The 21,451-nt window shown below is 64.4% G+C and carries 24 protein-coding genes; 12 read left to right on the top strand and 12 right to left on the bottom strand.

Going from position 1 to position 21,451, the window contains the following annotated elements; all coding sequences use genetic code 11:
* Positions 1-128: 128 nt before the first annotated feature.
* Positions 129-326, bottom strand: a complete 198-nt coding sequence (locus MRBLMA1_RS04720; protein ID WP_363735269.1) for a DUF1192 domain-containing protein — start codon at positions 324-326, stop codon at positions 129-131.
* Between the two features lie 96 nt (positions 327-422).
* Between MRBLMA1_RS04720 and MRBLMA1_RS04715 the strand changes: the two genes are divergently transcribed.
* The 7 genes from MRBLMA1_RS04715 to MRBLMA1_RS04685 all read left to right on the top strand — a co-directional run bounded on the left by MRBLMA1_RS04715 (position 423) and on the right by MRBLMA1_RS04685 (position 7,087).
* Entirely contained in the window at positions 423-1,439 is a 1,017-nt protein-coding gene (locus MRBLMA1_RS04715; RefSeq protein ID WP_363735268.1) for an NAD(P)H-quinone oxidoreductase, read from the top strand.
* A gap of 167 nt (positions 1,440-1,606) precedes the next feature.
* Positions 1,607-2,470: a UDP-2,3-diacylglucosamine diphosphatase gene (locus MRBLMA1_RS04710; protein WP_133651700.1), complete on the top strand. Its 864-nt coding sequence runs from the start codon at positions 1,607-1,609 to the stop codon at positions 2,468-2,470.
* Positions 2,471-2,499: 29 nt separating this feature from the next.
* A complete protein-coding gene (locus tag MRBLMA1_RS04705) occupies positions 2,500-3,528 on the top strand; it encodes a glycosyltransferase family 4 protein (protein ID WP_363735420.1) in 1,029 nt (342 codons plus the stop codon).
* A 114-nt stretch (positions 3,529-3,642) separates the two neighbouring features.
* Entirely contained in the window at positions 3,643-4,326 is a 684-nt protein-coding gene (locus MRBLMA1_RS04700) for a DUF1013 domain-containing protein (RefSeq protein WP_363735419.1), read from the top strand.
* Between the two features lie 136 nt (positions 4,327-4,462).
* Positions 4,463-6,169, top strand: coding sequence for a long-chain-fatty-acid--CoA ligase (locus MRBLMA1_RS04695; protein WP_363735417.1), 1,707 nt, complete (start codon positions 4,463-4,465; stop codon positions 6,167-6,169).
* 42 nt (positions 6,170-6,211) lie between these two features.
* On the top strand, positions 6,212-6,745 hold the full coding sequence (gene msrA / locus MRBLMA1_RS04690) for a peptide-methionine (S)-S-oxide reductase MsrA (RefSeq protein ID WP_363735266.1): 534 nt from the start codon (positions 6,212-6,214) through the stop codon (positions 6,743-6,745).
* Between the two features lie 75 nt (positions 6,746-6,820).
* On the top strand, positions 6,821-7,087 hold the full coding sequence (locus tag MRBLMA1_RS04685) for a hypothetical protein (RefSeq protein WP_133651703.1): 267 nt from the start codon (positions 6,821-6,823) through the stop codon (positions 7,085-7,087).
* A gap of 34 nt (positions 7,088-7,121) precedes the next feature.
* Here the strand turns inward: MRBLMA1_RS04685 and MRBLMA1_RS04680 are convergent, their stop codons facing one another.
* The gene (locus MRBLMA1_RS04680) at positions 7,122-8,078 is read right to left on the bottom strand and encodes an L-threonylcarbamoyladenylate synthase (protein ID WP_363735265.1); all 957 of its coding nucleotides are present in this window, start codon (positions 8,076-8,078) and stop codon (positions 7,122-7,124) included.
* 111 nt (positions 8,079-8,189) lie between these two features.
* On the opposite strand from MRBLMA1_RS04680, the gene MRBLMA1_RS04675 reads away from it, so the two are divergent.
* A complete protein-coding gene (locus MRBLMA1_RS04675) occupies positions 8,190-9,008 on the top strand; it encodes an ATP-binding protein (RefSeq protein WP_363735264.1) in 819 nt (272 codons plus the stop codon).
* 126 nt (positions 9,009-9,134) lie between these two features.
* Here MRBLMA1_RS04675 and MRBLMA1_RS04670 read toward each other — a convergent pair whose 3' ends face one another.
* Together MRBLMA1_RS04670 and MRBLMA1_RS04665 are read right to left on the bottom strand one after the other, a co-directional pair.
* Positions 9,135-10,463 carry a PQQ-dependent sugar dehydrogenase gene (locus MRBLMA1_RS04670; RefSeq protein WP_363735263.1) on the bottom strand — a complete coding sequence of 443 codons (1,329 nt, stop codon included), beginning with the start codon at positions 10,461-10,463 and terminating at the stop codon, positions 9,135-9,137.
* Positions 10,464-10,523: 60 nt separating this feature from the next.
* A complete protein-coding gene (locus MRBLMA1_RS04665) occupies positions 10,524-10,697 on the bottom strand; it encodes a hypothetical protein (protein ID WP_166666292.1) in 174 nt (57 codons plus the stop codon).
* A gap of 227 nt (positions 10,698-10,924) precedes the next feature.
* Between MRBLMA1_RS04665 and MRBLMA1_RS04660 the strand changes: the two genes are divergently transcribed.
* Positions 10,925-11,128 carry a hypothetical protein gene (locus MRBLMA1_RS04660; RefSeq protein ID WP_133651976.1) on the top strand — a complete coding sequence of 68 codons (204 nt, stop codon included), beginning with the start codon at positions 10,925-10,927 and terminating at the stop codon, positions 11,126-11,128.
* A gap of 76 nt (positions 11,129-11,204) precedes the next feature.
* On the opposite strand, the gene argC is transcribed toward MRBLMA1_RS04660, so the two are convergent.
* Genes argC through MRBLMA1_RS04640 form a run of 4 tightly spaced genes read right to left on the bottom strand, consistent with a single transcriptional unit; the run spans position 11,205 to position 14,879 of the window.
* Positions 11,205-12,149 carry an N-acetyl-gamma-glutamyl-phosphate reductase gene (gene argC, locus MRBLMA1_RS04655; RefSeq protein ID WP_363735262.1) on the bottom strand — a complete coding sequence of 315 codons (945 nt, stop codon included), beginning with the start codon at positions 12,147-12,149 and terminating at the stop codon, positions 11,205-11,207.
* Entirely contained in the window at positions 12,146-13,054 is a 909-nt protein-coding gene (locus tag MRBLMA1_RS04650) for a C40 family peptidase (RefSeq protein WP_363735261.1), read from the bottom strand. The genes argC and MRBLMA1_RS04650 overlap by 4 nt, the downstream gene beginning before the upstream one ends.
* Positions 13,014-13,421 carry a MarR family transcriptional regulator gene (locus MRBLMA1_RS04645; protein WP_363735416.1) on the bottom strand — a complete coding sequence of 136 codons (408 nt, stop codon included), beginning with the start codon at positions 13,419-13,421 and terminating at the stop codon, positions 13,014-13,016. The genes MRBLMA1_RS04650 and MRBLMA1_RS04645 overlap by 41 nt, the downstream gene beginning before the upstream one ends.
* 60 nt (positions 13,422-13,481) lie before the next feature.
* Positions 13,482-14,879 carry a leucyl aminopeptidase family protein gene (locus MRBLMA1_RS04640; RefSeq protein ID WP_363735260.1) on the bottom strand — a complete coding sequence of 466 codons (1,398 nt, stop codon included), beginning with the start codon at positions 14,877-14,879 and terminating at the stop codon, positions 13,482-13,484.
* A 139-nt stretch (positions 14,880-15,018) separates the two neighbouring features.
* Here MRBLMA1_RS04640 and MRBLMA1_RS04635 point away from each other — a divergent pair, with 139 nt between their 5' ends.
* Positions 15,019-15,222 (top strand): hypothetical protein, encoded by a 204-nt coding sequence (locus tag MRBLMA1_RS04635; RefSeq protein WP_133651710.1) that lies wholly within the window; start codon positions 15,019-15,021, stop codon positions 15,220-15,222.
* A complete protein-coding gene (locus tag MRBLMA1_RS04630) occupies positions 15,222-16,076 on the top strand; it encodes a DUF4163 domain-containing protein (protein WP_363735258.1) in 855 nt (284 codons plus the stop codon). The genes MRBLMA1_RS04635 and MRBLMA1_RS04630 overlap by 1 nt, the downstream gene beginning before the upstream one ends.
* 39 nt (positions 16,077-16,115) lie before the next feature.
* Here the strand turns inward: MRBLMA1_RS04630 and rimO are convergent, their stop codons facing one another.
* From rimO to serS, 4 genes are all read right to left on the bottom strand, one after another.
* Complete coding sequence (gene rimO / locus MRBLMA1_RS04625; RefSeq protein ID WP_363735257.1) at positions 16,116-17,498, bottom strand: 30S ribosomal protein S12 methylthiotransferase RimO; 1,383 nt, start codon at positions 17,496-17,498, stop codon at positions 16,116-16,118.
* A 36-nt stretch (positions 17,499-17,534) separates the two neighbouring features.
* Positions 17,535-18,593 (bottom strand): potassium channel family protein, encoded by a 1,059-nt coding sequence (locus MRBLMA1_RS04620; RefSeq protein ID WP_363735255.1) that lies wholly within the window; start codon positions 18,591-18,593, stop codon positions 17,535-17,537.
* Positions 18,594-18,787: 194 nt separating this feature from the next.
* Entirely contained in the window at positions 18,788-19,552 is a 765-nt protein-coding gene (gene surE, locus MRBLMA1_RS04615) for a 5'/3'-nucleotidase SurE (protein WP_363735254.1), read from the bottom strand.
* A 34-nt stretch (positions 19,553-19,586) separates the two neighbouring features.
* Positions 19,587-20,864: a serine--tRNA ligase gene (gene serS, locus MRBLMA1_RS04610; protein ID WP_363735253.1), complete on the bottom strand. Its 1,278-nt coding sequence runs from the start codon at positions 20,862-20,864 to the stop codon at positions 19,587-19,589.
* A gap of 97 nt (positions 20,865-20,961) precedes the next feature.
* Here serS and MRBLMA1_RS04605 point away from each other — a divergent pair, with 97 nt between their 5' ends.
* Entirely contained in the window at positions 20,962-21,402 is a 441-nt protein-coding gene (locus tag MRBLMA1_RS04605; protein WP_363735252.1) for a host attachment family protein, read from the top strand.
* Positions 21,403-21,451: the final 49 nt, after the last annotated feature.

Genomic DNA, 21,451 nt, shown 5'->3' with positions numbered 1-21,451 from the left:
GGCTGTCTTGCACCATATGTCGGCATTGCTCGACGGCGGATCAAGATGGGCATCTTGACCACCGGAATTGCCAGACTGCCCGTACCCGGTAAAACTCCCGATGGAGTCGCGCAGGGCGGGGCGGAGGTTCATCGCTTGAATAACGCCTCGGCGCTTGCTTTGTGGTTAACGGCGCTTTCAATCTTGGACCGGGTTCGGGCGATTTCGCCCTCCAGCGCGGCGATGCGCGCTTCGAGTTCGGCAACGGACAATGGACCCAGGTCCTGTCGGAGCAGCTGGGCTAGAGGATCATCGGCCTTTCGGGGCAGATCGCCTTCCATGTCCATGAACCGCAATGTTGACCCTGCGGGCCAGTCTGTCAATAAGGCCTGTATTCCGCCCGTCGATTTAGGTGCGGTGCAACATCTGCCGCGAGGGGCGCAATGGCGATAGAGGGCGCAATGCCGGGTGACGTGCCGAATGAAATGACGGCGATCGGCATCGCGGCTCCCGGAGGGCCGGAGGCTCTGGTGCCGCAGCGGCGGCCGGTTCCCGTGCCCGGACCTGACGAGGTGTTGATCAAGGTGGTCGCCGCTGGCGTCAACCGGCCGGATGTCATGCAGCGGCAGGGCAAATATCCGCCCCCGCCCGGCGCGTCGGACATTCCGGGACTGGAAGTGGCCGGCACGATCGTCGCCGCGGGTGGCAGCGCGGAATTGTTGATCGGCCGGCGCGTCTGCGCGCTTCTGCCGGGTGGTGGCTATGCCGAATATGCCTTGGCGCCCGCGGGCCAATGCCTGCCGGTACCGGAGGATTATGATCTGGTCGAGGCCGCAGCCCTGCCGGAAACGCTGTTCACCGTCTGGAGCAACCTGTTCGAGCGCGCCTATGTGGTGGAAGGCGATGTGGTCCTGGTCCATGGCGGCACGAGCGGAATCGGCACCATGGCGATCTCGCTCTGCAAGCTGTTCGACATCGGCATCATCGTGACCTGCGGGAGCGAAGCGAAATGCGAGCAGGCGAAGGCCTGGGGCGCGGATCACGCGATCAACTATCGCAGCCAGGATTTCGTCGAGGAAGTGAAGCGGATCACCGGCGGGCAGGGCGTGCAGGCGGTTCTGGACATGGTCGGCGGGGATTATCTGCCGCGCAACATCCAGTGCCTGGCGGAAGATGGACGACATGTGTCCATCGCGGCGATGAGCGGGCCCAGCGCGGAGGTCTTCATCCCCGCGATCATGAGCAGGCGGCTCACGCTGACGGGTTCGACGCTGCGTCCGCGCTCGGTGGCTTTCAAGAGCCTGGTTGCGGATGAACTGATGCGGGTGGTGTGGGCCTTTATCGAACAGGGCAGGCTGCGGCCGGCAATGGATATACGTTTTCCGCTGGCGGAGGCCGCCGCTGCGCATGCCCGGATGGATGCGGGCGATCATTTCGGCAAGATCGTGCTGACGGTCTGAGGTGACGAAGATGTCCACTCCAGGGGGGTGGAAAGTGGCTCATGGCGCGCATCGCTTGACGGGCATGATCGGCCGGAATCGTAGCATTTTCGTCATATTCGGTGCGGAGTTGTAACATAGGGCGGCTATGGATTCGCTCCTGAGGGAAACAGCTCAGGGGTTGCATCATGAATGCCATCACGCGCCTGCCTTTTCTGGCGGAGTTGGACGATGGCGCCGACGACAATTTCGCCATCCCCGAGCGGGAAGGAAAACGTCGCCGCTATCGCACGATCTGGATTTCGGACATTCACCTGGGCACCCGGGGCTGCAATGCGAGGATGCTGATCGACTTCCTGGACAGCGTCGACAGCGACACCATGTACCTGGTGGGCGACATCATCGACGGCTGGCGGCTGAAGCGGCGCTTCTACTGGCCGGCTGCGCATAATGACGTGGTCTGGCGGGTGATGAAGCGGGCCAAGCGGGGCACGCGCGTCATCTACATTCCCGGCAATCATGACGAGATGTTCCGCCAGTTCACCGGCCTCAGCTTCGGCGGCGTGGAGATCCGGCGCAAAGCGCTTCATGAAACCGCGGACGGCCGCAAGCTGCTGGTGCTGCACGGCGATGAGTTCGATACCATCATGCTGGCGCATCGCTGGCTCGCCTTTGTCGGCGACGCCGCCTACACCATGTTGATGCGCGTCAACGTGGTGGTGAACGCTGTGCGTCAGCGCATGGGGCTGCCCTATTGGTCGCTCAGCAAGATGGCCAAGCACAAGGTCAAGAACGCCGTCGAGTTCATCTCCCGCTTCGAGGAAGTTGTGGCGCATGAAGCGGGTTCCCGCGGCGTCGACGGGGTCGTCTGCGGACATATCCACAATGCCGAAATCCGCGAGATCGCCGGCATCCAATATTATAATGACGGCGATTGGGTGGAAGGTTGCACAGCCCTGGTGGAGCATTTCGACGGGCGCATGGAGGTGCTGCACTGGGCGGACGAGATCGCCGGGCGCACCGCCGACGAACCCTCCCGGATCGCGGCGTGACCGGGGAAGGGACGATGCGTCCGTCCCCGATGCGGATCATCATCGTGACCGACGCCTGGGCTCCGCAGGTGAATGGCGTCGTCCGCACGCTCCATACCATGCAGGCGGAACTGGAGAAGATGGGACATGAGGTGAAGATGATCTCGCCCGATCTCTTCGGATCCATCCCCTGTCCGACCTATCCGGAGATCCGGCTGGCCTTTGCGCGCTCAAGCGTGGTCGGGCAGATGATATCGGCTTTCCGTCCGGATGCGATCCATCTGGCGACCGAAGGGCCGCTTTGCCTGGCGGCGCGGCGTTGGTGCCTGCGCAGCGGCATTCGCTTCACCACTGCCTATCACACGCATTTTCCGGACTATGTGGCGCAGCGCACGGGCCTGCCCGCGGGGTGGTTCTGGCGCTACATCCGCTGGTTCCATGGACCGGCAGAGGCCGTGCTCGTGTCGACCCGATCGGTGCGGCAGCAGTTGCGCGCCCATGGGCTGCCGCAGGTCCGCGCCTGGGGCAGGGGGGTCGACCTGACCGCCTTCACGCCCGAAGCGGCACCGCCCGCCATCTTTGCCGATCTGCCGCGCCCCATCCAGCTCTATGTCGGTCGTGTCGCGGTCGAGAAGAATCTGGAGACCTTCCTCGCCAGCGATCATCCCGGCACGCAGGTGGTCGTGGGGGACGGGCCCGCCCGCGCCACGCTGCAGAGGGCCTATCCTCAGGCGTATTTCCTGGGGCCGATGTTCGGTGCCGAGCTGGCTGGCGCTTATGCCGGCGCCGACGTCTTCGTCTTTCCCAGCCGCACCGACACCTTCGGCCTCGTCATGATCGAGGCGCTCGCCTGCGGCACGCCGGTCGCCGCCTATCCCGTAACCGGCCCTGTCGACATCGTCACTCCCGAAACCGGCGCCTTGTCGGACAGGCTGGAGCAGGCCATTGCCGCAGCGCTTGTCTGCGACCGTCAGGCTTGCGCCGCCTATGGCCGAAGCTTCAGCTGGGAACGCAGCGCGCAGGAATTCCTGACCGGCCTTCATAATATCGATCCCCAGATGCTCGACAGCGCGGCCTGACGCTTTTCCTTGCCCGACAGGGCTGGATGCACTATCTCAGGTCGGGCGTGGCCGCCCTGCTTGGGCGGCCCTTGTTGTTTTTAGTGCCGGAGAATTCCCGTGTCCCAGCCTCTCATGCCCCATGCGACAGCCAGCTGGCTGGTCGACAATACCGCGCTGAGCTTCGACCAGATTGCGGAGTTTTGCGGGCTGCATATCCTGGAAGTGCAGGCGATCGCCGACGATACCGCCGGCACCAAATATACGGGCCGCGATCCGGTGCGCGCCCATGAAATCACGATGGAGGAAATCCACAAGGGCGAAACCAATCCGGACTATCGCCTGAAGATGCTGAAGGGTCCGGAGCCCGTCCGCCGCACCAAGGGGCCGCGCTACACGCCGGTCAGCAAGCGTCAGGACAAGCCGGACGGCATCGCCTGGATCCTGCGCAACCATCCCGAAATCTCTGACGGGGCCATCGGCAAGCTGATCGGTACCACGCGCACCACCATAGCCGCGATCCGGGACCGCACGCACTGGAACATTTCCAACATCGTGCCCAAGGATCCGGTGACGCTGGGCCTGTGTTCGCAGCGGGAACTGGACGCGCTGGTGTCCAAGGCCGCGAAGAAGGCCGGCATCGAAGCCCCGACCGATTCGCGCCTGGACGGTGATCGCGAGGCGCTGATCAACGAACTGCGCCGCGAGCGCGAAGATGCCACCCGGCGCGCGGAAGAGGCGCTGAAGAGTGAGGCCGACCTGATTTCGGGCGCCGCCAAAATCCTCGACCCGTTCAGCGACAACAAGGGCCACGTTTGATGCCGTAACGTCAATCCGCCCGGCGCGGAGCGACGAGGGCAGCGGCTGGAAAGAGGGCCACGCCTTGGCAGAGTGCGTGGCCCTTTTGCCGTGCTTTACGCTTGCGTAAAGGGAAGGTGTAACTTAACCTGTGCACATGGAGAGCAGCGAAAAAATCTGGGAAACCCGCTATAATCATCCCTCTGCCTGGGAGCAGACCTTTCCGCCCTTGTCGATGGTAGAGATGGTGGCGAACAGCGCCGCGGCCAATCCGCAGGCGGTGATGATCGACTTCATGGGCCGCAAGACGAGCTATGGCGAAATGCTCCACAGCATCCGGCGAGTGGCCCGCGGATTGCAGGACTTGGGCATTCGAAAGGGCGATCGCGTCGGCCTGTTCCTGCCCAACGTCCCCCATTATGTCGCGGCCTATTATGGCGCGATGATGGCCGGTGCCACGGTCGTCAACTATTCCCCTCTCTACACCGCCACGGAACTGGAGCACCAGGTCGAGGATAGCGGCACCAGGATTCTTTTCACCCTGTCGGCCAGCGCACTGCTGCCTACGGCGCTGGAGGTGCTGGACAACAGCAGTCTGGAACGGCTGGTCGTGGGCTGCGTGGCGGAGGCCCTGCCGCCCGCCAAATCGGTGCTGTTTCGCCTGTTCAAGCGCAAGGAGACCGCAACGGTCCCGCACGATCCGCGCATCACCCATTATGCCGACCTGCTGCGCCATGGCGAAGACCCCGCGCCTGTCGCGATCGATCCGGAGCAGGACATCGCCCTGCTGCAATATACTGGCGGCACGACCGGACGGCCCAAGGGCGCGATGCTGACCCATCAGAACCTGACCGCCAATGCGCGGCAGGTCCGCCTGATCGATCCTCATCCTGAAGCGCCCGATCGCATATTGGCTGTCCTGCCTTTCTTCCACGTCTTCGCCAACACATGCGTGCTGAACCGCACGGTGCTGAACGGCGGCGAGATGGTGATGCTGCCCCGGTTCGACGGCACGCAGGTATTGGCTGCTCTGCAGCGGACGAAGGCGACCTCGCTGCCTGGCGTGCCGACCATGTACCAGGCGCTGCTCGATCATCCCGCCACGCCCAATATCGACTTTTCCTCCCTGCGCCTGTGCATTTCCGGCGGCGCACCGTTGCCGCTGGAGGTCAAGCAGCGGTTCGAGGCGATGACAGGCTCTAAGCTGGTAGAGGGCTATGGCCTCACCGAAAGCAGCCCGGTCGTCTGCTCCAACCCCTATGAGGGGCTCAACAAATCAGGGACCGTGGGACAGCCGGTGCCCGGAACCCGCGTCAAGCTGGTCGACCGCGAAGATCCCACGCGCGCGCCGGCCGAAGGAGAACCGGGCGAGCTGGTCTTTGCCGGACCGCAGATCATGAAGGGCTATTGGCAACGACCCGATGCCGACAGGGAAGTGTTCGTCGACGGATGGCTGCGCACGGGCGATGTCGGGCTGATCGACGAGGATGGCTATGTAAAGATCGTCGACCGGCTGAAGGACATGATTGCCGTGGGCGGCTTCAAGGTTTTCCCCAGCGAGGTCGAGAAGATCCTGTACCATCATCCGGCGGTCAAGGAGGCGCTGGTGATCGGTATTCCCGACCGTTATCGGGGGGAGTGCCCGAAGGCGTTCGTCACCCTGCAGGAGGGGACGGAGATCGACGGTGCGGCACTCAGGGAATGGCTCAACCCGCAATTGGGAAAGCATGAGAAGGTGTGCGAGGTGGAAGTGCGCCTCAACCTGCCCAAGACGCTGGTGGGCAAGCTGTCCCGCAAGGAACTGGTGGCCGAGGAACGCGCGAAGGCCGAGGCAGCGATGCGGCAGACTGGAACAGCAGGCTGACCCTTCCTATCTTGGCGGCCAATTCAGGACAAGGACGCGCATATGGCCGAAGAGATCGCAACCCTCGCTGGCGGCTGCTTCTGGTGCACGGAGGCGGTGTATCAGAATCTGGAGGGGGTGAAGGCCGTGGAAAGCGGCTATATCGGTGGTGGGCTGCCCAATCCGACCTATGAACAGGTCTGTTCCGGTACGACCGGCCATGCCGAGGCGATCCGCATCACCTATGATCCGGCGGTGATCGGCTATGGCGACCTGCTGGACATTTTCTTCGCGACCCATGATCCGACGACCCTGAACCGCCAGGGCAACGACATCGGTACCCAATATCGCTCGGCGATCTTCCCCCATTCGCCCGAACAGGCGGCCGCGGCGAAGGCCGGCATCGAGCGTGCGCAGGCGGATCAGGTCAATCCCGTCGTCACCGCGATCGAAGCCGACGCGCCCTGGTATCCGGCGGAGGATTATCATCAGAAATATTGGGAACGGGTGGGCGACCGGAACCCCTATTGCATGGCGGTGATCCCGCCCAAGCTGGCCAAGCTGCGCAAGGGTTTTGCCCAGCGGATCAAGGGTTGAACCGTTCGTCGCGCCCGGCTTGCTCTGACGGCCTGCATCTCTAAGCTGGCCGGAAAGGCAAGCCGGGGAAGAGAGATGAACAGGATTGGATCATGGATTGCGCCGGCGTTGTTGCTGTTCCTGCCGGGCTGCATTGCCCGGACGGCGGCGAATATCGTGACCGCGCCGGTACGGGCCGGTAGCCAGGTTGTGGACTGGAGCACGACCAGCCAGGAAGAGGCCGACCGCAATTACGGCCGCAAGATGCGCAAGCAGGAAGCGCGCGAAGCCCGCGAGCGGAAGAAGGAGGAAGAACGCCGTCGCCGGGAATGCCGCGACGCGGGTTATGACAATTGCGGGTGATGGCGTGAAGGAACTGGGCGCTCAGATCATATGATCAGGCCGCTGCCCGTCGCAGCCGGTCATTGATCGCGGCGCCGATCCCCTCATCGGGAATGGGCGCCACCGCGATCCGCTCCGCAGTGCTGGCATCAGCCATATGCAGCGCCGCGAACAGATGTGCTGCCGCCTCCCGCAGATCGGCGTCGGGACTGAGATTCACATGGCAGGGCATCAGGCCGAAGCCGATCAGATATTCATCCCTCTCCGCCTTCAGCGCATCGAGCCGCACTGGCTTGGAAGGCGCATAATGGCTTTCCAACTGTCCGGGCGCTTCGATCTTCGCCTTGCCCGCACCTGTCACCACGGGCAACCGGCTTGCCTGCTCCAGCATCGCCGCCGTGATCGGGCCAGGACGCAGCAGGCGCAGGCAGTCGCTTTCCGGCGCGACGATGGTCGACTCCAGTCCTTCGCTTGTCGGCCCTTCGTCCAGGATCATGCGGATCTTGCCGTTGAGGCTGGCCATCACATGTTCGGCCCGCGTCGGACTGATCGAGCCGCTGCGATTGGCGGATGGCGCGGCAAGCGGACGGCCGCTCTCCCGGATGAGTGCGCGCATCGCCGGATGGGCCGGAAGGCGCAGCGCGACGGTGGGCAGCCCCGCCATCACCAGCGGCGACAGCCCGGCATCCGGGCGCACGGGCAGGACCATGGTCAGGGCGCCGGGCCAGAAGCGATCGGCAAGCGCGTCCGCAACGGGCGAAAATTCCGCCAGGCGCCCGGCCATTTCCCGGTCCGCGACGTGCACGATCAGGGGATTGAAGCTGGGCCGTCCCTTTGCGGCGTAAATCGTAGCCACCGCATGGGAATCGGTCGCGTCGGCAGCCAGCCCATACACCGTCTCCGTCGGAACGGCGACGGGTTCGCCGGCCCGGATCAGCAAAGCCGCCTCGCGCAGCGCTTCGCTGCCATAGCGGCTTATGCGGGTGGAAAAGGTAGGATTTGGGATAGTCACGACCCCAGCGCTATAGGCCCCGATGTCAGCCAGTAAAAGGCCATTGCTACAGAAGAATGACATCGGCGCCGCGCTTGCCCGTGAAGGGGAGGGGCGCTAAGCGAAGGCACCATGAACGACGCCCTGCTGACCCGCATTGCCGAAGCGCTGGAACGGATCGCGCCGCCGCCTGCTTCTTCCGCCGATCTGGCATCCGCGCCCGCCTATGTGTGGAATGGGGCGACGATCCGTCCGGTGGAGGCGTTCGCACCGGTGGATTATGCGCTGCTGACCGGCATCGACGCGCAGAAGGAGGCGCTGCTGGAAAACAGCCGCCGCCATGCAGCCGGTCATGGGGCCCATGACGTGCTGCTGTGGGGTGCGCGAGGAACGGGCAAGTCGGCGGTCGTTGCTGCCGTTGTCGGCAAGCTCCAGGGGGAAGGGCAGGACATTGCCCTGCTGCAATGCGCGATCGACGAACTTGCCAGTCTGCCTCAGCTTTTCGTCCTGCTGCGCGACACGCAGCGGCCGTTCATCCTGTTCCTGGATGATCTCGGCTTCGATGAAAATGGCGTTGGCGATGCGCGCGCGCTCCGTTCGCTGCTTCAGGGGGGAACGGCCGCCCGTCCGGCCAATGTGCGCCTCTATGTCACGTCCAACCGTCGCCATATCGTGCCGCGCCATCTCTCGGAGCAGGACGATCCCGTCAATCCGCGCGACGTGGTCGACGACAAGATGGCGCTGTCGGATCGTTTCGGCTTGTCGCTAGGCTTTCACGCCATCGACCAGGATGCCTATGTCGCCATCGTCAGCGGCTATGCAGGACGCCTTGGGCTGAGCTTCGACCCGAAGGAGGCGATCCAATGGGCCACTCAGCGCGGCAGCCGTTCCGGGCGCGTCGCCTGGCAATATGTGGTTGAGCTGGCGGGCCGTAACGGGATGAACATCTAGAGCGATTTCCAGGCGATCGGAACCGATCGCTGGTCAAGAAATCGCGGCAAACTAAGGAATCCAGAGCGCGAAAAGGGGGGAGCCGGCTTTTCGCTTGTGACGACGCGACAATATGGCTCCGCCCGCTTAGCTGGCCGGCGTCACCCGCCATATGACGCCGCCGACATCGTCGCTCACCAGCAAGGCGCCCTTGGCGTCTGCCGTAACATCGACGGGCCGCCCATGCGCTTCGCCCTTTGTGCCCAGAAAGCCCGTCAGCACATCGATAGGCTTGGCCTTGCCGACTTCGCCATTGTCGGCAAAGGGCACGAAGACCACCTTGTAACCCGCCGCAGGCTTGCGGTTCCAACTGCCGTGCAGCCCGACGAAGGCGCCGTTCGCATAGGGCGCGCCAAGGGTGATCTTGTCGGCAAAGCTGAGGCCGAGCGGCGCCACATGATTGCCCAGCGCATAGTCCGGCCGCTTGGTATATTCCCGAATTTCCGGCCGTTGCGGCTGGACGCGACGGTCCTCGTAACCACCCCAATAATTCCACGGCCAGCCATAGAAGGCGCCGAATTCCACCCGCGTCAGATAGTCGGGCACAAGGTCGCTGCCTAGCATGTCGCGTTCATTCACCACGCCCCAAAGCGCGCCGCTCTTCGGCTCGAAGGCCAGGCCCACCGGATTGCGCAGGCCTGCGGCGTAGATCCGATAAGCGCCCGTCTTCGGATTGACCTCCAGCACGGCGGCGCGATTGGCCTCCGTCTCCAGGTCATTTTCCCCGATATTGCTGTTGGAGCCCACGCCGACATAGAGCAGGCCCTGGGGACTGGCGACCAGGCTGCGCGTCCAGTGCATGTTGGGCGCCTGCGCTGGCAGGTTCAGGATCTTGCGCCCCTTGGCCGTGATCCTGGTATCGCCTTCCTTATAGGGAAAGGCCATCAGCGCGTCGGTATTGGCGACGTAGAGCGTGTCCCCGACCAGCGCCATACCATAGGGAGAGTTGAGCCCGGTGAGAAAGGCCGTCTTTGTTTCCGCCCGGCCGTCACCGTCGGCATCGCGCAGCAGCGTGATGCGGTTGGCGGACGGTACGCCCGCACCCGCCTTGTTCATCAGATAATTCATCACCCGGTTGACGATGCCGCTCGTCGGTCGTGCCGCGCTGTTGGTTTCCGCCACCAGCACGTCGCCATTGGGCAGGCGCAGCATGGAGCGTGGATGGTCCAGCCCGTCCGCAAAGCGATCGACGCTCAGGCCCTTTGCCGGAATCGGCTTCTCCCCACCTTTCCACGGGGCTGCATCCGCGACATTGATGGTCGGGATGAATTCGCTCCTCGGGCTGGTGAAGACCGGCTCCTTGCCGACGTCCGCACCAGCGGGAAGCTGTGCCGTGTCACCTTGCGCGAAGTAGAGGAAAAGGCCGGCGAAAACCACCAGAACAAGGATTGCGAGCGCGATCAGATGCTTCTTCATGGCCTATCGTTTATGCTGGCGCAGGGATGGTGGCAAGGCGCCCAGATGTCGGACGCGCCGCTATTTTCCCCTGTCCCAGAGCCAAAGCAGCACCGCGATGATGATGCCCAGCGCCGTGCCAGCCAGCAGGCCGATGCTCGGCTGGCCCAGCAGGCCGCCGACGATGGTGCCTCCCAAAATGGTGAGCGCCAGAATGGCGCCCGCGCCGATCGGTTCTTTTCTGGACTTGGTCATGCGCCGGTCCTTGCCACGCGCACGAGAGCATGGCCAGTGCTTTCCCCCTTGCGTCTTTTCAGGACAGGTTCGTCCCGCCGCGGGATAGCTGTGCCACAGTGGGACTTGGCTAACCCGGCGTTCACCCTCGTCAACTGCGATGCGCCGTCAATGTCTGCGGATGGCACGAAGATTGAAACGGGATCGTGACCGTCAGGGTGGGGACTTTGGGGGGCTTTGTCATGAACATGCCATATCTTTCGAATCGAAAGAGCTATGAGGACGCGGCTGAACTCATGTCGATGTTCGGCGACAATGCGGGCTATGAAGCGGCGGCGCGGGCGGACCGTAGCCGCGACCTCGGCAACCATATCCGATTCTGCCACTGGCGGCAGATCGAGCGACTGATCGTGCTGCTCACCCATGATGGGGCGCTGGGCACGATCCATTGATCCCGGGCGGCGCGAGACTCGCCCCCGGCATGTCGGTAAAGCCTGACAGACGGGAACGAGGCGTCGCGCCGCAGGCCTAGAGGCGTAGTCCGGCCGTTTCCGGCAGACCTGCCAATATGTTCAGGTTCTGCACGGCGGCGCCGGCCGCGCCCTTGCCCAGATTGTCCAGCACCGCCACCAGCCTTGCCTGGCCGGCGGACGCATTGCCGAAGACGAACAGGGCCAGCCGGTCGGTCGCGCCGACATGCTCCAGCCTGACCTGCGTCATTGCCAGGCTGTCTTCCAGCGCTTCCACGCTGACGATCGGCGAGTCCGCATAAGCCGCCAAGAGCGCCTGATGCACGTCCGCCAGCGAAGGCGCGCCGGGCAGGGCGCGCAACTGCAATGGCACTTCCACGATCATGCCGCGATAGGCGTTGGCGACGGCCGGCGCGAAGACGGGCGGGTGCTGCAGACCGGAATAGCGCAGCATTTCCGGCACATGCTTGTGCGCCAGGCCCAGCCCATAGGGGCGGAATGCGCTGGGCGCGCCTTCCGCGCCTTCATATTCGGCGATCATCGACTTGCCGCCGCCGGAATAGCCGGACGCGCCGGACACGCTCACCGGCCAGTCGGCAGGCAGCAGGCCGGCCAGCACCAGCGGCCTCACCAGCGCGAGGAAGCCGGTCGGCCAGCACCCCGGATTGGCGACGAAGCGGGAGGATGCCAGCTTTTCCCGGTGTCCCGGTTCCAGTTCGGCAAAGCCATAGGTCCAGCCATCCGCCACCCGGTGCGCGGTTGATGCGTCGATCACCCGCGTCCGGTCATTGTCGATCAGCGCCACCGCTTCGCGCGCGGCGTCGTCGGGCAGGCAGAGGATGACGATGTCCGCCGCGTTCAGCGCGTCCCTGCGCGCGGCGGCATCCTTGCGCCTGTCATCGTCCAGGGTGATGATCGACAGCTCGGGACGCCCCGCCAGCCGTTCATTGATTTCCAGACCCGTTGTGCCGACGCCGCCGTCGACGAAAATCCGATAAGTCATGCGCCAATTCTCCGCCGCGCCGTCACGGGTTCCGGATGATCCGCCGCCAGCCGTTCCACGACATCGGCCAAGGGTTCGATCACCACGCTCATCCAATGGGCGTTGGCATGTATCATATTATGTTCGTCGGTCATGATGCCGACATGGCCAGGAAAGAAGATGAAGTCCCCTCGTCGAAGCGGAGCATCGGGGGCGAGTGGGGAGCCGATCCCCTCGCGCTGCAGGTCGGTGTCGCGGGGCGCCTTGATCCCGCACTGGCCCAGCGCCACCTGGACCAGGCCGGAGCAGTCGACGCCGCGATGCCCGCGTCCGCCCCAGACATAGGGCTGGCCCAGATAATATTCCGCGACCGCAACCCAGTCGCTTGCCGGCGCGTCCAAGGCGGCGGCATGGCGCCGATGCACGAATCCTTCCGCGCAGGCGAAGAAGTCGCCCTGCGCTTCTGCTGCGAACTGGGCCCCGCGCGGCCAGTAATCGGCGATGGCCGACTTGATGTCAGGGGCGCTGAACAGCGGCGCCGTTCCCGTGATCACACGGCTGTTGATCACTTCCCGCGCGTCCAGCGCCTCTCGCCGGACATAGCCGACATAGCCGTCATGTCCGCAAAAGCCCCAGGCCCATTCGGCTGTCATGTCCAGCGCATGGAAGCTTTCGCCGCGCAGCAATTCACTGACCGCCTGCGCCTTGGGCGTGTCGGACGCCAGCAGCGGCGTACCGGCGGCGACGCAGGTCAGCTCTACGGCGCGGGCATAATGGGCGGAAAACAGTACGCCCGCCAGCGCCAGATCGGCAAGGTCGCCGCGCGCGGCATGGATACGCGTATCCAGTTTGACCGACCGGCCGTCCAGCTTGAATCGGATACGTTCAGGCGGTGCGTTCCGCGGAGGAGTGGTTGAGGCGTTCATCGCGGCCGGTTCCTGCGATGAAATGGTGAAAGGCGTCAAGAAATTCCGCCCCTTTGGACGTCCGGGTGATGAAAATATTCCGCCGGTCGGTGGAATCCCGTTCGCGCCGCAGATAGCCCAGCGCCGATAATTTGTTGAGAGCGCGGGTAATGACCGGCTTGGAGACGTTCAGCGCCTCCGCGAGTCCCCGCACCGTATGCGGTCCGGCGCCGATATAGACGGTCAGCATCAGCGCCATCTGCCGGTTGGTGAGGTCGGGCTTGCCCGATCGCACATAATCGACCAGGGTGCGCATCCACTGACCAAGCGGTTTTAGGCCCGGGCGGTTCAGCTCTGCGGCTTCATTCTGTGCGGAATGGGCATCCATGACCCCGTAACGCACGATGGCCAATCCGGTTGCGTAACGGCCTTGCCAATCGCTTTCTTTTTACTTTTTATGACCGTAGCGCGCCTGCAGCATATGGAATGCCGCGCGCAGCCCCAAAGCTTCGCCGCCCTTGGGCCGGCCCGGCCGTGAAGCGGGACGCCAGGCGAAGGTGTCGAGATGTACCCACGGCACGGTGTCGGGCACGAAGCGCCTGAGGAACAGCGCGGCGGTGATCGCCCCGGCAAATCCGCCTTCGCCCGCATTGTTGATGTCCGCCACATCGGACTTCAGCATTTCGGCGTAACCGTCCCACAAGGGCAGGCGCCATGTCGGGTCGTCCACCGCCTTGCCGGCGGCATCCATATCGGCGGCCAGCGCATCGTCATTGGCGAACAGGGCGGGCAGGTCGGGCCCCACCGCCACGCGCGCGGCGCCGGTAAGCGTGGCATAGTCGATCACGAGTTCGGGCTTTTCTTCTTCCGCCAGCGTCAGCGCGTCGCCCAGCACCAGCCGTCCCTCCGCATCGGTATTGCCGATCTCCACCGTCAACCCCTTGCGCGATCGCAATATGTCGCCGGGCCGAAAGGCATTGCCGGAAACGGCATTTTCGGCAGCCGGGATCAGCAGGTGCAGCCTGACCGGCAGGCGCGAATCCATGATGAGTTGCGCCAGCGCCAGCGCATGGGCCGCGCCACCCATGTCCTTCTTCATCAGCCGCATGGCCGAGGACGGCTTGATATCCAGGCCGCCGCTGTCGAAGCAGATGCCCTTGCCGACGACAGCCACCTTCGGATGCCGGGCGTCGCCCCAGTGCAATTCAATGAGGCGCGGCGCGCAGCTTTTGTCCGCCGCCTTGCCCACGGCGTGGATCATCGGGAAGCCATGCTCCAGCGCGTCCCCCTTCGTCACCTTGCACTGGGCGTCAAAGCGTTCCGCCACCTTGCGGGTCGCGGCTTCCAGTTCAGCCGGGCCCATGTCCGCGGCTGGTGTGTTCACCAGATCGCGGACCAGTGCCACCGCCTCTGCCAGGCGGGTGGCCGCGTCGATCTGCGCCACCTCGGTCGTCAGCAGCACGCGCGCGCCCGATCCATTTTCCTCCTTGCGATACCGGTCGAAGCGATATTGCGCGGTCAGCCATCCCAGCATTGCCGCGCCCGCCGCCCCCTCGGCCAGCCGATAGGCGCCCTCGGGCAAGGCTTCCGCCAGCTTAGCAAGGCACCATGGGCCCAGCTTCCCGACGGACGCGACGCCGGCAACCACCGACCAATCGGCCGGCTCCTCCCCCGGCAGAATGGCGAATTCATGCGGCTTGCCCCTGAATTTCTGGGCAGTCGCCAGCGCGCGGACGCGTTCGGGCTGGCTTCCCAGCCAACTTTCCAGGCCTTGCGCATCCACGATGCGGATCGAACGCGCCGGTTGATTGTTGTCGGCTTTCAGCAGGTCGGAAAAATCGTTCATGTCATGTGTTTTGAAGAAAGCCGGCGGCTAAGAAAAGCGCAATCTTTCGTCGTCCGGGCGCCTCGGTCGATCACGCTATCATTTGCGTCGGGCGGAGCGCAGGCATAGATTGAACGGTGTTAAAACAAGGAGAGACGTGATGATGCACAGTGACGATGGACGCCTTCAGGCGCTGCGCGCCCGTGCCTATGCGCTGGCGGAAAGCGGGCGCTTCGACGGCGCGCATGCGGTGGAGCAGGCGCTGATCGCGGAAGGCTGGCCCAATGCTGGAGCGGCGCTGCAGAGCAGCTATACGCGCAAGGCGATCAGTGAACGGTGCATGGCGGCAGCCAAGGTTCATTGATGCGTCGGAACAAGGGGAGGGCAAGGGCAGGGCTTCCGGTCGCGGCAGCCCTGCTGCTGTGCGCCTGTTCGCCATCCAGAGACGCGGAAAATGCCGATCAGGCCGCTTTGCCGGGCAATGATGTCGCGGCCAGCAACTTTGCGAACCGCATGTCAGGCCAGCCGGAGCCGCCGCCGGCCGCGCAGCCATTTGACCGGAAGGAAAAGACCGACCTGCTCGAATTCGCCTATAGCTATCCTGCACAGGCGGCGCAGATACCCGCATTGGTCGAGAAATTCGGCCAGGCGCTGACGGTCGGCAAGGCAGACGCCATGAAGATGGCACGCGAAGACCAGAAGGCCGCCAGGGAGTCAGGTTATCCCTTCCGGCCGCATTCGCTTGAAACCCATTGGAAGGTGGCCGCCGATACGCCGCGCTTCCTGGCGCTCCAGTCGGAAAGTTATGTCTATACCGGCGGCGCGCACGGGATGACGGGCTATGACGCCCTGCTGTGGGACAAGGCGCGCAAGCGGGAGACGGCGGTCACGGCATTGATGACGTCGCCAGCCGCCTTCGCGGCTGCCATCCGCAGCCGCTTCTGCGATGCATTGGACAAGGCCCGCGCCGAAAAGCGGGGAGCGCCGGTCAAGCGCAGCGACGACGACGATTTCAGCAAATGTATCGACCCGATGCAGCAGGTGCTGGTGCCGACATCGAAGGACGGCAAGCTGATCGACGCGGTGACCGTCGTCATCGGCCCCTATAGCGCCGGTCCCTATGCGGAGGGCAGCTATGAGATCGCCTTGCCGGTCGACGCGGCCATGCGGCAGACGATCAAGACCGAATATCAGGACGCCTTCGCGGCAGCGCCCTGATGCGCAAGGCATTGCGGCGGGAACAGGCAGGCAGGTGCCTTACTCCGCCGGGACGCCGTAAAGGTCGTGATCGTCCGCATCCTCGATCAGGACGTTGAGGATGCTGCCGGGTTGCAGGCCTGCGTCCACATCGCGCAGGAAGACGTTGCCGTCGATTTCCGGCGCATCGGCCTGGCTGCGCGCGGTGGCGCCGACGGAGCCGTCTTCGTCCGCCTCGCCCACTTCATCGATGATGACGGGGAGCACGCGTCCGACCTTTGCCCGCAACCGGGCGGCCGAGATGGCGGCGGTCTTTTCCATGATCCGCTGATAGCGTTCTTCCTTGACCTCCTCCGGCACCGCTCCTGGCAGGTCGTTGGCCGCGGCGCCCTCAACCGGCTCGAAGCGGAAGGCGCCCACGCGGTCGAGCTGCGCCTCGTCCAGCCATTCGAGAAGATAATCGAAGTCCGCCTCCGTCTCGCCGGGAAAACCGACGACGAAGGAGGAACGGATCGCGATGTCGGGGCAGATCTCCCGCCATTTGCGGATGCGGTCCAGCACCTTCGCTTCGTTGGCCGGGCGCTTCATGGCCTTGAGCACCGAAGGGGCGGCATGCTGGAACGGAATGTCGAGATAGGGCGTCAGCAACCCATCGGCCATCAAGGGGATCACCTGATCCACATGGGGATAGGGATAGACATAGTGCAGCCGGACCCAGGCCGGCGCGCCTTCCGCGGTGCGAAGCTGGCCCAGTTCGCGCGCCAGGTCGGTCATGTGCGCGCGCACCTCGCGACCCTTCCACTGGCGCGCCTCATGCCGCGTGTCGACGCCATAGGCCGAGGTGTCCTGGCTGATGATCAGCAGTTCCTTCGTGCCGGCATGCACCAGCTTCTCCGCCTCGCGCAGCACGGCGTCGATGCGCCGGCTGACCAGGTCGCCGCGCAGGGAGGGAATGATGCAGAAGGAGCAGCGGTGGTTGCACCCTTCCGAAATCTTCAGATAGCTGTAGTGGCGCGGCGTCAGCTTCAGGCCGCCCTCAGGCACCAGGTCGACAAAGGCGTTGGGGATGGGGGGGGAGGCTTCATGGACGGCGTTGACGACCGCCTCATATTGGTGCGCCCCGGTGACGGCCAGCACCTGCGGGAATTTCTGGCGGATCAGTTCCGCCTCATTGCCCATGCAGCCAGTGACGATGACGCGGCCATTCTCCGCAATCGCCTCCCCAATGGCCTCAAGTGATTCTTCCTTGGCCGAATCGAGAAATCCGCAGGTGTTGACCAGCACGACGTCTGCGCCGGCATAGTCGGCGGACATCTGATAGCCGTCGGAACGCAGCTTGGTCAGGATGCGCTCGCTGTCGACCAGCGCCTTGGGACAGCCCAGCGACACCATGCCGACCTTCGGCGCTTCGGGAATTTTGGTTGCCATGATCGCCGCGCACATAGGGATTTTTGCGGCCAATGTCACGGGGGCAGGACGTCAGGGCAGGGAACGGGCTTTTCCCGCAGCATCGCCCTGCACGATTTCCATGATCAGGTCGCCGGTTTGAAGCTTCGCCGCGGCTTCCTCCCAGAAGCCGATGGCGCGATCATCGCGATAGATCCGCACGCCCAATCCTGTGGCGATGGCGGAAAGTGGTCGCCCGATCTCCTCCGGCAGCACGGCGCGTTCGTTGAGCTTCACCCGACCGCCGGAAGCGGCAAGGTCCGACATGTAATCGGCGATGTGCTGGCCGCTGGTGCTGCCCGCCAGCAGCAGCCCTGCGAAGCTCACGGGATTGATCACGGTGGTCGCGCCGGCCTGCCGCGCGGGCAGTTCATTGTCCTCGTTGCGGACGACGATGCTGATGGGCAGGCGAGGGGCTAGATGCCGCGCCGTCAGAGTGATGAGGATCGAGGTGTCGTCACGCCCGGCCGATACGATCATCGTCCGCGCCCGGTGAATCGCGACATCGTTCAGTGTCCGGTCCCTCGTTGAATCGCCGCACAGCACGTTGCAGCCCAGCGCCTCGGCCTCTGCCAGCGCCTTCTCGACAGGATCGACCACCACGATTTCGCGCGGGTCGACGCCGCGCGCCAGCAATTCGCGCACAGCCTCGGCCCCGCTGGTGCCAAAGCCGGTGACGACGATATGATTGTGCAGATCGGCCTGAATGCGAGCCATGCGCCACCTGTAGAGTATGTTGCGGAAAAAGAGATTATAGGCGGTGCCGAGGAAGATGAGCCAGACGAACAGGCGGATCGGCGTCACCAGCAATGCTTCGAACAGCCGTGCTTCCGGGCTGACCGGCACGATGTCGCCATAGCCGACCGTCGTCACGGTGACCGTGGTGAAGTAAAGCACGTCGACGAAGCTGATCTTGTCGTCCAGATTGTCCTTCAGCCCGTCGCGACCGACCCAGTGGATCAGCAACACCAGCCCGATCAGGCCGAACACCAGCGCCACCCGCCAGGTGAGATCGGCCCATATCGGCAGCGAAGACCGTCGCCGCAGAAAGCCCACCGTGCTTGACGGGGGGCGGACGGGTCCGATCCTCATCGGTCCCGGCTCCGGTCGGCATGCCTCCGGTCGGCATGGCTCATTCGGCCAGTTCGTCCCTCGCTCCCGGTTTCTCCCTCGATCATGATCCACCCCGAACATCGGCAAACATGGAACGCCATCCCGTGTGAGCGGGATCCAGTGCCCTGACCGATCGGCGTCTCGACAGCTTGCGTGCCGACGCGTCCGCCAATCTAGGCCCCGAAGGCCTGTGCCGTCGCCGCCATGGCGCTGTCCTGCGTCAGATCATAATGCAGCGGCGTCACGGTTACATAGCCCTCGGCGATGGCGGCGAGATCGCTGCCTTCCGGCACGGCGTCGCTTTTTCCAAGGCCGAACCAGTAATAGTCGTAGCCGCGCGGGTCGGTGCCGCGGATGATCCTTGTCCGGTCCACATCATGAAAGCCCTGCCGCGTCACGCGAATGCCGTTCACCGCTTCGGGGTCGATCGCCGGGAAGTTGACATTGAACAGCAGCCGGGGACTGGCCGGCATGGCGATCAGTGGGCGCAACACCCGCTCGCCCCAGGTCCGCGCCGCAGCGAAAGGCACGGCTTCGCCCGTGCCCTCCCGCGCATGGACCTGACTGAGCGCGATCGACTTGATTCCGGAAATCGCGCCCTCCATCGCAGCGGAGACGGTGCCCGAATAGGTCACGTCCTCCGCCAGATTGGCGCCGTGATTGACGCCGGACAGCAGCAGATCGGGCTTGGCATCCTTCATCAAATGGCCGACCGCCATCATCACCGCGTCGGTTGGCGTGCCGGTGACGCTGAAATGCTTCTCCCCATGCTGGCGAATGCGCAACGGCCGCGTCAGCGTCAGGCTGTGGCCGGCGCCGGATTGCTCCTCGCTGGGCGCGACGATCCAGATGTCGTCGGACAGCGTCCGGGCGATCTCTTCCAGCACCGTCAGGCCCGGCGCATGGACTCCGTCATCATTGGTGAGCAGGATGCGCATATGCCTGAATTCCAATCCTTTGGGCGCAGGAAAATTACCGGGGCTGCAACCGCGACACGCCGCCCATATAGGGCGCCAGCACCTCCGGCACGATCACGCTGCCGTCCTTCTGCTGATAATTTTCCAGCACGGCGACCAGCGTGCGCCCGACGGCCAGGCCCGAGCCGTTCAACGTGTGCAGGAAGCGGGTCTGCTTCTCGCCCTCCGGCTTGTAGCGGGCATTCATCCGCCGCGCCTGGAAATCCCCGCAATTGGAGACGGAGCTGATCTCCCTATAGGTCTGCTGACTGGGCAGCCATACCTCCAGGTCCCAGGTCTTGCGCGCGCCAAAGCCCATGTCGCCGGTGCAGAGCAGCACCTTTCGATAGGGCAGGCCCAGCGCCTGCAACACGCCCTCTGCCGCTGCGCACATGCGCTCATGCTCACCCTCCGACTCCTCGGGCTTGCAGATCGCGACCAGCTCGACCTTTTCGAACTGATGCTGCCGGATGAAGCCGCGCGTGTCGCGTCCCGCCGACCCCGCTTCCGACCGGAAGCAGGGTGTCAGCGCCGTTAGGCGCAGTGGCAGGGTCTCCACCGGCACGATCTGTTCGCGCACCAGATTGGTGAGGGAAACCTCCGCCGTCGGGATCAGCCAGCGGCCATCGGTGGTCCTGAACAGATCCTCCGCAAATTTCGGCAATTGTCCCGTACCGAACAGTGCCTCATCCTTCACCAGCAGGGGCGGATTGACCTCTTCATAGCCATTTTCGCCCGACTGGCGGTCGAGCATGAACTGCGCCAGTGCCCGATGCAGCCGCGCCATCTTCCCGCGCAGCGCCGTGAACCGCGCGCCGGACAAGGCGGCGCCGCCTTCGAAATCCAGACCCAAAGCCGGGCCGAAATCCGCATGATCCTGTGGCGCGAAGGAGAAGCTCCTCGGCTCGCCCCAGCGCGCCACTTCGACATTCTGCGTCTCGTCCTCGCCCAACGGCACGTCGTCCGCAGGCAGGTTGGGGATCGCTGCCAATCGCGCAGTCAGAGCGTCTCCGATTTCCCGGTCCTCCGCCTCCAGCGCGGGCAGGCTCTCCTTGAGCGCTCCCACTTCGGCTTTCAGCGCGTCGGCCGTCGCCATGTCCTTCTGCGCCATGGCCTGGCCGATGGCCTTGCTCGCCTCATTGCGGCGCGCCTGCCCCTGTTGCAGCGCCGTCTTGATCGCGCGGCTCCGTTCGTCGAGCGCCAGCAACTCGGCGCTCAGCGGTTCGAGTCCGCGCCGGGCCAGGCCAGCGTCGAAAGCGGCGGGATTTTCGCGAAGGAAACGAATGTCGTGCATGGGTCAGCCCTATGCCGTTCTGCGACCAGCCGCGCAACCCTGCACACCGTCGTCCGTTGGTCCTGAAATCGGGCGTCAGGAAGAAAGGATAGGGACGATGCAGATAGACCATGATGCGATGGTACTGGTGGCGGACGGGCGCAAGATGCTGTTCTTTCGCAACAAGGGCAGTCCCGCCTTCCCAAATCTGGAAACGGAGGAGGTGAAGCAGCAGGACAATCCGCCCGATCGCGAGCAGGCATCCGACGGCACGGGGCGGGGACCCAATTCGGTCGGCAGCCATCGCGGGTCGGTGGAGCAGACCAATTTCCATGATCTGGAAGAGGCGCGTTTTGCCGCGGAAGCGGCCGAACTGCTCAAGCGAAGGGCGCTCGCCAATGATTTTGAAAAGCTGATCGTCGTCGCGCCGCCCACTGCCCTGGGTGAGATGCGCAAACATTATCACAAGGAAGTGCAGAGCCGGCTGGTGGGTGAGATCGCCAAGGATCTGTCGAACCACCCCGTGCCGGAAATCGAGCGGATCATCGCGACGAGCTGAAACCCGATCCGGCCGGCCGTCCCCCCGGAGTGCCGGCCGGATCGCCCCG

Source organism: Sphingobium sp. LMA1-1-1.1, from assembly GCF_040676365.1.
Lineage (GTDB): Bacteria > Pseudomonadota > Alphaproteobacteria > Sphingomonadales > Sphingomonadaceae > Sphingobium.
The sequence above is the reverse complement of the archived record's forward strand: the minus strand, read 5'-3'. Positions and strand labels throughout refer to the sequence as shown.